At 65.9% G+C, this 14,035-nt stretch carries 9 protein-coding genes and 3 rRNA genes; 11 read left to right on the forward strand and 1 reads right to left on the reverse strand.

From position 1 onward, the window contains the following. The first annotated feature begins 38 nt into the window (after positions 1-38). From H0S66_RS11565 to H0S66_RS11595, 7 genes are all read left to right on the forward strand, one after another. Positions 39-1,427, forward strand: a complete 1,389-nt coding sequence (locus tag H0S66_RS11565) for a cystathionine beta-synthase (protein WP_179615520.1) — start codon at positions 39-41, stop codon at positions 1,425-1,427. A gap of 57 nt (positions 1,428-1,484) precedes the next feature. Continuing rightward, entirely contained in the window at positions 1,485-2,126 is a 642-nt protein-coding gene (locus H0S66_RS11570) for an ABC transporter permease (RefSeq protein ID WP_179615521.1), read from the forward strand. After that, positions 2,123-3,298, forward strand: coding sequence for an ABC transporter ATP-binding protein (locus H0S66_RS11575; protein WP_179615522.1), 1,176 nt, complete (start codon positions 2,123-2,125; stop codon positions 3,296-3,298). The genes H0S66_RS11570 and H0S66_RS11575 overlap by 4 nt, the downstream gene beginning before the upstream one ends. Then, on the forward strand, positions 3,295-4,122 hold the full coding sequence (locus H0S66_RS11580; RefSeq protein ID WP_258016874.1) for an ABC transporter permease: 828 nt from the start codon (positions 3,295-3,297) through the stop codon (positions 4,120-4,122). Before H0S66_RS11575 ends, H0S66_RS11580 begins: the two co-directional genes overlap by 4 nt. Further along, positions 4,123-5,136, forward strand: coding sequence for a glycine betaine ABC transporter substrate-binding protein (locus H0S66_RS11585; protein WP_179615523.1), 1,014 nt, complete (start codon positions 4,123-4,125; stop codon positions 5,134-5,136). 69 nt (positions 5,137-5,205) lie between these two features. After that, complete coding sequence (locus H0S66_RS11590; protein ID WP_179615524.1) at positions 5,206-5,661, forward strand: Zn-ribbon domain-containing OB-fold protein; 456 nt, start codon at positions 5,206-5,208, stop codon at positions 5,659-5,661. Beyond that, on the forward strand, positions 5,658-6,860 hold the full coding sequence (locus H0S66_RS11595; protein ID WP_179615525.1) for a lipid-transfer protein: 1,203 nt from the start codon (positions 5,658-5,660) through the stop codon (positions 6,858-6,860). Before H0S66_RS11590 ends, H0S66_RS11595 begins: the two co-directional genes overlap by 4 nt. Here H0S66_RS11595 and H0S66_RS11600 read toward each other — a convergent pair. After that, entirely contained in the window at positions 6,857-7,381 is a 525-nt protein-coding gene (locus tag H0S66_RS11600) for a GNAT family N-acetyltransferase (protein WP_218876298.1), read from the reverse strand. The two genes, H0S66_RS11595 and H0S66_RS11600, sit on opposite strands and share 4 nt — an antisense overlap. 542 nt (positions 7,382-7,923) lie before the next feature. Between H0S66_RS11600 and H0S66_RS11605 the strand changes: the two genes are divergently transcribed. The 4 genes from H0S66_RS11605 (at position 7,924) to H0S66_RS11620 (ending at position 14,034) form a co-directional block, all read left to right on the forward strand. Further along, a 16S ribosomal RNA gene (locus H0S66_RS11605) occupies positions 7,924-9,445 on the forward strand. A gap of 425 nt (positions 9,446-9,870) precedes the next feature. Beyond that, positions 9,871-13,007, forward strand: a 23S ribosomal RNA gene (locus tag H0S66_RS11610). A 139-nt stretch (positions 13,008-13,146) separates the two neighbouring features. Next, positions 13,147-13,263, forward strand: a 5S ribosomal RNA gene (gene rrf, locus H0S66_RS11615). The 16S, 23S and 5S rRNA genes sit together here, the layout of an rRNA operon. A gap of 102 nt (positions 13,264-13,365) precedes the next feature. Beyond that, positions 13,366-14,034, forward strand: a complete 669-nt coding sequence (locus tag H0S66_RS11620; RefSeq protein WP_179615526.1) for a response regulator — start codon at positions 13,366-13,368, stop codon at positions 14,032-14,034. Position 14,035: the final 1 nt, after the last annotated feature.

Below are 14,035 nucleotides of genomic sequence, written 5' to 3' on the forward strand. Positions count from 1 at the left end.
TTTGGTCCCGGCCCGCGGCCGCGTCCTAGATTGTGGACATGCAGTACGTCGACTCCGTCCTTGACCTGATCGGCCATACCCCGCTCGTGCGCCTGCGGCGCACCCTCGACGGGCTGGCGGAGGGGCCCCTGGTGCTGGCGAAGGTCGAGTACCTCAACCCCGGCGGCTCGGTGAAGGACCGCATCGCCACCCGGATGATCGAGGCCGCGGAGGCCTCCGGCGAGCTGCAGCCCGGCGGCACGATCGTCGAGCCGACCTCCGGCAACACCGGCGTGGGCCTGGCGATGGTGGCCCAGGAGAAGGGCTACCGCTGCGTCTTCGTGTGCCCCGACAAGGTCAGCGAGGACAAGCGCAACGTGCTGCGCGCGTACGGCGCCGAGGTCGTGGTCTGCCCGACCGCCGTGGCCCCCGAGCACCCCGACTCCTACTACAACGTCTCCGACCGGCTCGCCTCGCAGCCCGGCGCCTGGAAGCCCAACCAGTACGCCAACCCGCACAACCCGCGCAGCCACTACGAGACCACCGGCCCCGAGATCTGGGAGCAGACCGAGGGCCGGATCACGCACTTCGTGACCGGCATGGGCACCGGCGGCACGATCTCGGGCGTGGGGCGCTACCTCAAGGAGCGCAACCCCGACGTGCAGGTCGTCGGCGCCGACCCCGCCGGCTCGGTCTACTCCGGCGGCGACGGACGCCCCTACCTCGTCGAGGGCGTCGGCGAGGACTTCTGGCCCGAGACCTACGACCGCTCGGTCGCCGACCGGGTCATCGAGGTCTCCGACGCCGACTCGTTCGCGATGACGCGCCGCCTGGCCCGCGAGGAGGCGCTGCTGGTCGGCGGCTCCTGCGGCATGGCCGTGGTGGCCGCGCGCCAGCTGGCCCACGAGCTGGCCGCCGAGGGACGCACCGACGCGGTCGTCGTGGTGCTGCTGCCCGACTCGGGGCGCGGCTACCTGACCAAGATCTTCAACGACGACTGGCTGGCGCAGTACGGCTTCGCGACCTCCGAGGGCGGCGACGCCTCGCGGACCGTGGGGGAGGTGCTGCGCGGCAAGTCCGGCCGGCTGCCCGACCTGGTGCACACGCACCCCAACGAGACCATCGCCGAGGCCGTCGCGATCCTGCAGGAGTACGGCGTCTCGCAGATGCCGGTCGTCCGCGCCGAGCCGCCGATCGTGGCCGCCGAGGTCGCCGGATCGGTCTCCGACCGCGCCCTGCTCGACGCCCTGTTCGCCGGCCACGCGCACCTGACCGACCGGGTCGAGGACCACATGTCGGCGCCGCTGCCGACCATCGGCGCGGCCGAGGAGGCCACCGACGCGGTGCGGCTGATGGAGAGCGCCGACGCGGTGCTGGTGCACGAGGACGGCAAGCCCGTCGGGGTGCTGACGCGACAGGACCTGCTGGCCTTCCTGGCCCGCGCCTGACCCCCGGGCGGCTGCGGCCCCCACCCCTGCGGTGCACAGGTGTGCTTGGGTGGGGGTGTGTGGGACTTCTTCCTCGACCGACGTGAACAGATCGTCTACAACACCCTGCAGCACGGGAACCTGGTGCTGCAGGCGGTGCTGCTGGCGACCCTGATCGCGGTCGTGCTGGCCGTGGTGATCATCCGGGTGCCGCAGCTCGCGGGCCTGGCCAACGCGATCAGCGCGATCGGCCTGACCATCCCGTCCTTCGCCCTGGTGGGCATCCTGCTGCCGGTCCTGGGCTTCGGCGCCTACACGGCGTTCGCCGCCGTGTGCTTCTACGCCGTGCTGCCCGTGCTGCGCAACGCGGTCGTCGGGCTCCAGGGTGTCGACGAGACGCTGCTGGAGTCGTCGCGGGGCATGGGGATGAGCGAGCTGACCTCGCTGTGGCGGGTGCGCCTGCCGCTGGCCTGGCCGGTGATCCTCGCCGGGGTCCGGGTCTCCATGCAGATGTCGATGGGCGTCGCTGCCATCGCCGCGCTCGTCCAGGGCCCGGGCCTGGGCACCTACATCTTCACCGGCCTCGCCCAGATCGGCGGTGCCAACGCCGTCAACTACGCCGTCGTCGGCACCGTCGGCGTCGTCGTCGTGGCGCTCGTCGCCGACCTGCTGCTCCAGCTCGTGGGGCGCCTGACCATCTCGAAGGGAATTCGCGCATGACCGCCACGCAGGAGACCACCGGGCCCGGCACACCAGAGGTCAGCGGCGCCGAGATCGTCCTCGAGGACGTCGTCAAGCGCTACCCCGGCCAGCAGCACGCGGCCGTCGACAGCCTCTCCCTGACCATCCCGGCCGGCGAGATCGTGATGTTCGTCGGCCCCTCGGGCTGCGGCAAGACGACCAGCCTGAAGATGATCAACCGGCTCATCGAGCCCACGTCGGGCTCGATCCGCATCAACGGCCAGGACGTCCGCGAGCGCAGCGCCACCGACCTGCGCCGCCACGTCGGCTACGTCATCCAGGGCGGCAGCCTCTTCCCGCACATGAGCGTGGCCACCAACATCGCGATCGTGCCCAAGCTGCTCGGCTGGGACGACGCCAAGGTCACCGCACGCGTCGACGAGCTGCTCGACCTCGTGGGCCTCGACCCGGCGAAGTACCGCGACCGGTACCCCCGCGAGCTCTCCGGTGGCCAGCAGCAGCGCGTCGGCGTGGCCCGCGGCCTCGCCGCCGACCCGCCGGTGATCCTGATGGACGAGCCCTTCGGTGCCGTCGACCCGATCACCCGCCAGCGGCTGCAGGACGAGCTGCTCAGCATCCAGCGCGAGCTGCGCAAGACGATCGTGATCGTCACCCACGACATCGACGAGGCCATCAAGCTCGGCGACAAGATCGTGATCCTGCGCGAGGGCGCGCACGTCGCCCAGTACGACACCCCCGAGAACGTGCTCGCGGCGCCGGCCGACGACTTCGTCAGCGACTTCGTCGGCTCCGGCTCGACGCTCAAGCAGCTCTCCCTGACCCGGGTCAGGGCTCTCGACCTGCGCACGCCGACCACCGCCAAGGTCGGTGAGAGCACCGCGGAGGTCAAGGCCCGCGCGGAGGCCAACGGCGACCGCGCCGTGGTCGTCCTCGACGAGCGCGGGCGGCCGCTGGGCTGGCCGTGGCTGCGCCAGCTGCGCGGCGACACGATCGTCGAGCCCACCGAGGACCTCATCGACCTCGACGAGGCCGCCACCCTCAACGACGCGCTCGACACGATGCTGACCAACCGGCACGGCGCGGCCGTGGTCACCGGAGCGCGCGACCAGTACCTCGGCGTCGTCGACTTCGCCTCCGTCACCGAGCACATGCGGATGCTCGAGGAGCAGGCCGGGAGCGCCGAGCAGTGAGCACCACCGAGCCGACCTCGCGGGCCGGGGACGCCGAGCCGTCCCTGGCCGACCAGATGGACAAGGCCCCCGAGCCGCAGGGCACGGGGCGTCGGCTCGACCGCGAGACCTGGTCGATGCTGGTGGTCCCCCCGGTGCTGGTGGCGCTGGTCTTCGCCGGCTTCGTGTGGTGGCGCCAGACCGCCGACCTCGACTCCACCGAGCTCAACCAGCTGCAGTGGTCGACGATCTGGAGCCTGATCGTCGAGCACGTCCAGGTCACGGCCGTCTCGGCGGTCGCCGTCGTGCTGGTCGCGGTGCCCCTGGGCGTCGCGCTGACCCGCGGCCCGCTGCGCCGGGCCGCGCCGCTGGTCGTGGGCTTCGCCAACGCCGGCCAGGCCGCGCCCTCGATCGGCCTGATCGTGCTGCTCGCGATCTGGGTCGGCTTCGGCTTCTGGACCGCGGTGCTCGCGCTGACCCTGTACGGCGTGCTGCCGGTGCTGCGCAACACCATCACCGGCCTGCAGGGCGTCGACCCCACCCTGGTCGAGGCGGGCCGCGGGCTCGGGATGTCCTCGGCGGCGGTGCTGGTGCGGGTCGAGCTGCCGCTGGCCGTGCCCGTGATCATGGCCGGGGTCCGCACCGCGCTGGTGCTGCTGGTCGGCACCGCCGCGCTCGCGACCTTCATCAACGCCGGTGGGCTCGGCGCGATCGTCGACGCCGGCATCTCCAACTACCGCTTCTCGCTGATGATCGCCGGAGCCGTCCTGATCGCCCTGCTGGCGCTGCTGGTGGAGTGGCTCGGCCGTCTGCTCGAGCTCGCGACGCGACCGAAGGGACTCTGAGTGAGACCGCCCCGCACCACCTCCACCCCGGCCCGCCTCCTCACGGCGGGCCTCACGCTCACCCTCGCGGCCGGCCTGGGGGCCTGCGGCCTCGGCACCGCCGGTGGCTTCGTGCCCTCCGGCGAGCTCGCCGGCCCGCTGGCCGAGGTCGACGTCGAGGGGCTCGAGGGCGCCGAGCTGACCATCGGCTCCAAGAACTTCAGCGAGAACATCCTGCTGGGCAAGATGGCGATCATCCTGCTGAAGTCGGCCGGCGCCGAGGTCACCGACCTGACCAACATCCCCGGCAGCTCCTCCTCGCGCGCGGCCCACCTCGACGGCGCCATCGACGCGATGTGGGAGTACACCGGCACGGGGTGGATCAACTACCTCGGCAACGACAAGCCGGTCAAGGGTGAGCAGGAGCAGTACGAGGCCGTGCGCGAGGCCGACCTCGAGCAGAACGACCTGGTCTGGCTGCCCCCGGCGCCGATGAACAACACCTACTCCTTCGCGGTCACCGAGTCGGTGCAGCAGGAGTACGGGCTGACGACGCTGGCCGACATCACCAAGGTGCCGGTCGCCGAGCGCACCTTCTGCGTCGAGAGCGAGTTCCGCAACCGCGCCGACGGTCTCACCGGCATGCTCAAGGCCTACGACGCGCCGCTCGGCACGCCCCAGGGCGTGCCCGAGGACAACATCCAGAGCTACCAGACCGGCGCCATCTACGCGGCGACCGACAACGGCAACTGCACCTTCGGCGAGGTCTTCACCACCGACGGGCGGATCGTGGCCCTCGACCTGACCGTGCTCGAGGACACCGCGGAGTTCTTCCCCAACTACAACGTCTCGTTCGTGGTGCGCGAGGAGACGCTGGAGGAGCACGAGGAGATCGCCGACCTGATCGCGCCGGTCAGCGAGGAGCTCACCAACGAGGTGCTGCTCGAGCTCAACGCCGAGATCGACGTCGACGGCCGCGAGCCCGCCGACGTGGCCTTCGACTGGCTGGAGTCGGAGGGCTTCGTCACCGAGTAGCGGGACCGGTGCTGGCCGCGGACCCCGTCGCCCCCTAGAGTGAGAACACGTTCTAGTTCTGGAGGGCGCATGTCCGCACCTGCCATCGAGGGATGGTTCACCACCGGCCCCGACCCCTCGCTCACCGGCGAGCGGTGCACGTCGTGCGCCACCGTCTACTTCCCGCCGACGATGTCGGCGGCCGGCTTCTGCCGGCACCCGGCCTGCGACGGCGAGGAGTTCGAGCGGGTGCCGCTCTCGCGCCGCGGCCGGGTGTGGTCCTACACCGACGCGCAGTACCAGCCGCCGGCGCCGTACGCCGCCGCCGAGCCGTTCGAGCCGTTCGCGCTCGCGGCGGTCGAGCTGCCCGAGGGGATCGTGGTGCTGGGCCAGGTCGCGCGCGGCTACGGCGTCGCCGACCTGAGCGTGGGCGCCGAGGCCGAGCTCGTGGTCGAGCCCGAGGCCGTGGGCGACGCCCTGATGTGGAAGTGGCTGCCGCTGGGCTCGGGCCACGTCACCGAGCTGGGCGAGGAGGCCGACCAGTGAGCGCCGGGCAGCAGCGCGGCGTCGCGGTGGCCGGGGTGGGGATGCACCCGTGGGGCAAGTGGGGCCGCAGCTTCGTGCAGTACGGCGTGCACGCCGCGCGCGAGGCGCTCACCGACGCGGGGGTCCCGTGGACCGACGTCGACCTGGTCGTGGGTGGGGAGACGGTGCGCAACGGCTACGCCGGCTACGTCGCCGGCTCGACCTTCGCGCAGGCGCTGGGCTGGAACGGCGCGCGCATCGCGACGTCGTACGCCGCCTGCGCCACCGGCGCGCAGGCGCTCGACACCGCACGGGCGCGGATCCTCGCCGGGCTGTGCGAGGTGGCCCTGGTGGTGGGGGCCGACACCACGCCCAAGGGCTTCCTGGCCCCCAACGCCGGCGAGCGCTGGGACGACCCCGACTGGCTGCGCTTCCGGCTGCTCGGCATGACCAACCCGGCGTACTTCGCGATGTACGCCCGCCGCCGCATGGACCTCTACGGCGCGACGACCGAGGACTTCGCCCGGGTGAAGGTGAAGAACTCGCGGCACGGCCTGGCCAACCCCTACGCGCGCTACCGCAAGGAGGTCGGCGTGGCCGACGTGCTGGCCAGCGCCGTGGTGAGCGACCCGCTGCACCTGCTCGACATCTGCGCCACCTCCGACGGGGCCGCCGCGGTCGTGCTGGTCTCCGACGACTACGCGCGGCGCCACGGCCTGGCCGACGGGGCGGTGCGGATGGTGGCCGTCTCCACGGTCACGCCGACCTTCCCGCAGACGGTGCTCGACATGCCGATGCTCTCCACCGACGCCAGCGGGGGCGTCGAGCCGGCGCGCACCTTCAAGGAGTCGCTGGCGGCGGCTGCCTACGAGGAGGCCGGCATCGGCCCCGACGACGTCGACGTCGCGGAGGTCTACGACCTGTCGACCGCCCTCGAGCTCGACTGGATCGAGGACCTGGGGCTCTGCGGGCGCGGCCGGGCCGAGGAGCTGCTGCGGGCGGGGGAGACGACGATCGGCGGCCGCATCCCGGTCAACCCGTCGGGCGGGCTGGCCTGCTTCGGTGAGGCGGTGCCCGCCCAGGCGCTGGCGCAGGTCTGCGAGCTGACCTGGCAGCTGCGCGGTCGCGCCGAGGGGCGCCAGGTCGAGGGGGCGCGGGTCGGCGTCACCGCCAACCAGGGCCTCTTCGGCCACGGCAGCGCCGTGGTCCTGGCGCGCTAGCGACCGGGCGGCAGCACCATCAGCAGCAGGTCGGCGCGCGACCCGGGCAGCCACGGCGGCCGGATGCGACCGACCTGCTGCCACCCGCGGTGGGCGTAGACCTCGACGGCGGTGCCGTGGTCGGTCACGACGTCGAGCACCGGGGTGCGGCCCTGCGCGCGCAGCCACGCGACCGCGGTGTCGAGCAGGAGCCCACCGACACCGGTGCCTCGTGCAGCGAGCTCGGTGAAGAGGACCTCGACGATGCCCAGCCCCGACGTGTCGGGCACGGCCAGCGCGTCGAGGAAGGCCTGCTCGACGTCTCCGCGCGGGCGCCCGACCGCCACGTGCCCCACGACGCGGCCCCCGACCTCGGCGACCCACGCGCGCTCCTGGCCCTCGCGCACGACGAACTGCTCGACGGGGAACGGCAGCGGCCACCGCATCGGGTACGACGAGGTCGGCTGCTGCCCGGCCAGCGACGACACCAGGGCGGGCAGGTCGCGGGGCTCGCGCAGGCGCACGACGGGGGAGGGGAGCACCGCGCCATCCTGCCCACCGACCCCCGGAAAGGCCCGCGGGACGGGCCCTCGAGGGGGTGGCGACGCCCCGAATTGACGCTTCCGGGACAGCCGACCTAATGTTCTTCTCGTTGCCCCGGCAGCCGGCCGAAAGGCCCGGTGAGGGGGAGACAGCAGGACCCGAGGTCACCGCCTCGCACCTCCAGCAGCAGGACTCGCTGGCAGGTCTGTCGGTGTGCCTGGGGGCGGATGCTCGCCAGCCGAGTGTCGCGCAGCTCCCCGGAGTTGACGCGGTACACCCGGACGGGTAAGTTTCTGCAGGTTGCCCCGCCGCTGGTGCCGAGAGGTGCTGGGACGGTGTGCGTCTGATTCTTGAGAACTCAACAGTGTGTCATAGTCGACGAATTAGTTTGTTATGCCCCGTCGATCATGGATGTCTTTGGATGTTTGTGGTTGATGGTTTCTTTGGTAAGACGATAATTCTGACAATTGTCAGTTTTGTTCTCTTGTCAGGCATCTCTTTTTCCGCATCCTGCTCTTTTGGGTGGGTGTGGTGTTGTTTTTCAACGGAGAGTTTGATCCTGGCTCAGGACGAACGCTGGCGGCGTGCTTAACACATGCAAGTCGAGCGGTAAGGCCCTTCGGGGTACACGAGCGGCGAACGGGTGAGTAACACGTGAGTAATCTGCCCCTCACTTCGGATAAGCCTCGGAAACGGGGTCTAATACCGGATATGACCGCTTCTCGCATGAGATGGTGGTGGAAAGTTTTTTCGGTGGGGGATGTGCTCGCGGCTATCAGCTTGTTGGTGGGGTAATGGCCTACCAAGGCTTCGACGGGTAGCCGGCCTGAGAGGGTGACCGGCCACACTGGGACTGAGACACGGCCCAGACTCCTACGGGAGGCAGCAGTGGGGAATATTGGACAATGGGCGGAAGCCTGATCCAGCAACGCCGCGTGAGGGATGACGGCCTTCGGTTGTAAACCTCTTTCAGTAGGGACGAAGCGCAAGTGACGGTACCTACAGAAGAAGCACCGGCCAACTACGTGCCAGCAGCCGCGGTAATACGTAGGGTGCGAGCGTTGTCCGGAATTATTGGGCGTAAAGGGCTCGTAGGCGGTTTGTCGCGTCGGGAGTGAAAACACCGGGCTTAACTCGGTGCTTGCTTTCGATACGGGCAGACTAGAGGTATTCAGGGGAGAACGGAATTCCTGGTGTAGCGGTGAAATGCGCAGATATCAGGAGGAACACCGGTGGCGAAGGCGGTTCTCTGGGAATGACCTGACGCTGAGGAGCGAAAGTGTGGGGAGCGAACAGGATTAGATACCCTGGTAGTCCACACCGTAAACGTTGGGCGCTAGGTGTGGGGTCCATTCCACGGATTCCGTGCCGCAGCTAACGCATTAAGCGCCCCGCCTGGGGAGTACGGCCGCAAGGCTAAAACTCAAAGGAATTGACGGGGGCCCGCACAAGCGGCGGAGCATGCGGATTAATTCGATGCAACGCGAAGAACCTTACCTGGGTTTGACATACACCGGAAAGCTGTAGAGATACGGCCCCTTTTAGTCGGTGTACAGGTGGTGCATGGCTGTCGTCAGCTCGTGTCGTGAGATGTTGGGTTAAGTCCCGCAACGAGCGCAACCCTCGTCCTATGTTGCCAGCACGTCCTTCGGGATGGTGGGGACTCATAGGAGACTGCCGGGGTCAACTCGGAGGAAGGTGGGGATGACGTCAAGTCATCATGCCCCTTATGTCCAGGGCTTCACGCATGCTACAATGGCCGGTACAAAGGGCTGCGATCCCGTGAGGGGGAGCGAATCCCAAAAAGCCGGTCTCAGTTCGGATTGGGGTCTGCAACTCGACCCCATGAAGTCGGAGTCGCTAGTAATCGCAGATCAGCAACGCTGCGGTGAATACGTTCCCGGGCCTTGTACACACCGCCCGTCACGTCACGAAAGTCGGCAACACCCGAAGCCGGTGGCCTAACCCCTTGTGGGAGGGAGCCGTCGAAGGTGGGGCTGGCGATTGGGACGAAGTCGTAACAAGGTAGCCGTACCGGAAGGTGCGGCTGGATCACCTCCTTTCTAAGGAGCACACGCCCCGATACCAGACGACTGTTCTGGTACGCATGGTGGTGTTCACTAGTGGAATCGTCGATGATGTCTCCGTTCCTGGTGGGCGGGGTCTTCTCAGTACTACCCGTATGCACGCTCTGCTGAGCGTGTGTGGGGGTGTGGAACCTGGAGATCTCTGCTGGTCGGGTCGGGGTTGGCACACTGTTGAGCTTTGAGGGATCAGGTGACTGGTTGCTCGTTGCCTCCTGGTATCCCAGGTCCACCGGATGGTGGGGTTGGGGGCTTGGTGGGCTGGTTGTTTGTGAATTGGATAGTGGACGCGAGCATCTGACGCGATCAATGTGCCTGCCTCTTGTGTGGGGTGGGTGTGGTTGGTCGTGTCTTTCTAGATGTGTAATTAATCTAGTCTTTGTAGTTTTTGTTGAGTGTTTGTGAGACAAGCTATGAAGGGCACATGGTGGATGCCTTGGCATCAAGAGCCGATGAAGGACGTAGGAGCCTGCGATAAGCCCTGGGGAGTTGGCAACCAAGCTGTGATCCGGGGGTGTCCGAATGGGGAAACCCAGCTGGAGTCATGTCCAGTTACCCGCGCCTGAATATATAGGGTGTGTGGAGGGAACGTGGGGAAGTGAAACATCTCAGTACCCACAGGAAGAGAAAACAATAGTGATTCCGAGAGTAGTGGCGAGCGAAATCGGATGAGGCCAAACCACGTACATGTGATACCCGGCAGGGGTTGTGTATGTGGGGTTGTGGGATCGCATGGGTGGGTCTGCCGGCCTACCACACAGTAAGAAATCGTCTGTGAAGTTGAAGTCCGCTGGAAAGTGGCGCCGTAGAGGGTGATAGCCCCGTAAGTGTAAGCAGTCGACTGTGATGCGACATCCCAAGTAACACGGAACCCCTGAAATTCCGTGTGAATCTGGCGGGACCACCCGTTAAGCCTAAATACTCCTTGATGACCGATAGCGGACAAGTACCGTGAGGGAAAGGTGAAAAGTACCCCTGGCGGGGAGTGAAATAGTACCTGAAACCGTGTGCCTACAATCCGTCGGAGCCTTACTCATCCTTGTGGTGATGGGGTGACGGCGTGCCTTTTGAAGAATGAGCCTGCGAGTTTGCGTTGTGTTGCGAGGTTAACCCGTGTGGGGAAGCCGTAGCGAAAGCGAGTCCGAATAGGGCGTCTGAGTAGCACGATCAAGACCCGAAGCGAAGTGATCTATCCATGGGCAGGTTGAAGCGCGGGTAAGACCGCGTGGAGGACCGAACCCACTTAGGTTGAAAACTGAGGGGATGACCTGTGGATAGGGGTGAAAGGCCAATCAAACTTCGTGATAGCTGGTTCTCCCCGAAATGCATTTAGGTGCAGCGTTGCGTGTTTCTTGCCGGAGGTAGAGCACTGGATAGCCGATGGGCCCGACCAGGTTACTGACGTTAACCAAACTCCGAATGCCGGTAAGTGAGAGCGCAGCAGTGAGACTGCGGGGGATAAGCTCCGTAGTCGAGAGGGAAACAGCCCAGACCATCAGCTAAGGCCCCTAAGCGGTGACTAAGTGGAAAAGGATGTGGAGTCGCACTGACAACCAGGAGGTTGGCTTGGAAGCAGCCACCCTTGAAAGAGTGCGTAATAGCTCACTGGTCAAGTGATTCCGCGCCGACAATGTAGCGGGGCTCAAGTCATCCGCCGAAGCTATGGCATTCACATAAGCCCAGCACCCACTTGATGGGTGTTCAGGTGTGTGGATGGGTAGGGGAGCGTCGTGTCGCGAGTGAAGCGCCGGAGTGATCCAGGTGTGGATGCGACACGAGTGAGAATGCAGGCATGAGTAGCGAATCACGTGTGAGAAACACGTGCGCCGAATGATCAAGGGTTCCAGGGTCAAGCTAATCTGCCCTGGGTAAGTCGGGACCTAAGGCGAGGCCGACAGGCGTAGTCGATGGACAACGGGTTGATATTCCCGTACCGGCAAAGTAGCGCCCATGACGAACCCGGTGATGCTAACCATCTGAAACTCAGCCGACCGGACCCTTCGGGGCGAGGCGGTTGAGCGTAGCGTGGGACCCGAACTGGTAGTAGTCAAGCGATGGGGTGACGCAGGAAGGTAGTCCAACCGTACCGATGGTTGTGTACGGCTAAGCATGTAGGGCGAGATCTAGGCAAATCCGGATCTCTGACTTTGATGTCGGGCTTGAGATGTGATGGGGACCCCGTTGGGGGGAAGTGGATGATCCTATGCTGTCGAGAAAAACCTCTAGCGAGCTATGCGCCGCCCGTACCCCAAACCGACTCAGGTGATCAGGTAGAGAATACTAAGGCGATCGAGCGAACCACGGTTAAGGAACTCGGCAAAATGCCCCCGTAACTTCGGGAGAAGGGGGGCCCGGAACGTGAACACCCTTGCGGTGGGAGCGGGAAGGGCCGCAGAGACCAGGCCCAAGCGACTGTTTACTAAAAACACAGGTCCGTGCGAAGTTGTAAGACGATGTATACGGACTGACTCCTGCCCGGTGCTGGAAGGTTAAGAGGACCTGTTAGAGCAGCAATGTTCGAAGCGGAGAATTTAAGCCCCAGTAAACGGCGGTGGTAACTATAACCATCCTAAGGTAGCGAAATTCCTTGTCGGGTAAGTTCCGACCTGCACGAATGGAGTAACGACTTGGGCGCTGTCTCAACCGTGGACTCGGCGAAATTGCACTACGAGTAAAGATGCTCGTTACGCGCGGCAGGACGGAAAGACCCCGGGACCTTTACTATAGTTTGGTATTGGTGTTTGGTTCGGCTTGTGTAGGATAGGTGGGAGACTGTGAAGCATTCACGCCAGTGAGTGTGGAGTCATCGTTGAAATACCACTCTGGTCGTACTAGATGTCTAACCTAGGTCCGTTATCCGGATCAGGGACAGTGCCTGATGGGTAGTTTAACTGGGGCGGTTGCCTCCTAAAGAGTAACGGAGGCGCTCAAAGGTTCCCTCAGCCTGGTTGGCAATCAGGTGGCGAGTGTAAGTGCACAAGGGAGCTTGACTGTGAGACAGACATGTCGAGCAGGGACGAAAGTCGGAACTAGTGATCCGGCGTCGGCATGTGGAAGCGACGTCGCTCAACGGATAAAAGGTACCCCGGGGATAACAGGCTGATCTTCCCCAAGAGTCCATATCGACGGGATGGTTTGGCACCTCGATGTCGGCTCGTCGCATCCTGGGGCTGGAGTAGGTCCCAAGGGTTGGGCTGTTCGCCCATTAAAGCGGCACGCGAGCTGGGTTTAGAACGTCGTGAGACAGTTCGGTCCCTATCCGCCGCGCGCGCAGGAAACTTGAGAAAGGCTGTCCCTAGTACGAGAGGACCGGGATGGACGAACCTCTGGTGTGCCAGTTGTCCCGCCAGGGGCACGGCTGGTTAGCTACGTTCGGAAGTGATAACCGCTGAATGCATCTAAGCGGGAAGCACGTTTCAAGATGAGGTTTCCCACCGGGTCAACCGGGTAAGGCCCCCAGCAGAACACTGGGTTGATAGGCCGGAGGTGTACAGCAGCAATGCCTAGCCGACCGGTACTAATAGGCCGAGGGCTTGTCCCACAACCACTCAGCTGAACCTGCAAAGGCTGTTCGCGTCCACGAATCCAACACACACAACACACGTGTCATCACATGTGAATAATGGCTTGGCACACACGCCACCCAGTGATCATCTACCTGGGGTGTGTGCCGCAAGAGTTACGGCGGCCATAGCGAAAGGGAAACACCCGGTCCCATCCCGAACCCGGAAGTTAAGCCTTTCAGCGCCGATGGTACTGCAACCGAGAGGTTGTGGGAGAGTAGGACGCCGCCGGACAATTCTTCGCAGCAGCCCCACCGCACCGCGGTGGGGCTGCTGTCATTTGCGGGCCCGGTGTGATGATGGGGCTCCTGCCGTCGCACCGAGAGGCCCGCGCCCATGGCCGAGACCGAGCACCGCGTCATCCGCGTCTTCCTCCTCGACGACCACGAGGTCGTGCGCCAGGGCCTGCGCGCCCTGCTCGAGGCGGCGGGCGGCATCGAGGTGGTGGGGGAGTCAGGGCTGGCCGAGGAGGCCACCGCGCGCATCCCGGCGCTGCGCCCCGACGTCGCCGTCCTCGATGCCCGGCTCCCCGACGGGTCCGGCATCGAGGTGTGCCGAGCGGTCCGGGCCGTCGACCCGTCGGTGCGGGCGCTGATCCTGACGTCGTACGACGACGACGAGGCGCTGTTCGCCGCGATCATGGCCGGCGCCTCGGGCTACGTGCTCAAGGAGGTGACCGGCCTCAACCTCGTGGGTGCCGTCCGTCAGGTGGCCGACGGCAACTCGCTCATCGACCCCGCCCTGACGGCACGGGTGCTCGAGCGGGTGCGCAACGGCCCCGCGAGCGCCCCCGAGCTCGCCGACCTCACCGAGCGTGAGCTCGAGCTGCTGGCGCTGATCGCGGAGGGGCTGACGAACCGCCAGATCGGGGAGCGGATGTTCCTGGCGGAGAAGACGATCAAGAACTACGTCTCGGCCATCCTGGCCAAGCTCGGTCTCCAGCGGCGCACCCAGGCCGCCGTCCTGGCGAGCCGGCTGCTGGGCCCCGACGGCAACGCCCGCTGAC

It is taken from the genome of Nocardioides marinisabuli (assembly GCF_013466785.1).
Lineage (GTDB): Bacteria > Actinomycetota > Actinomycetes > Propionibacteriales > Nocardioidaceae > Nocardioides > Nocardioides marinisabuli.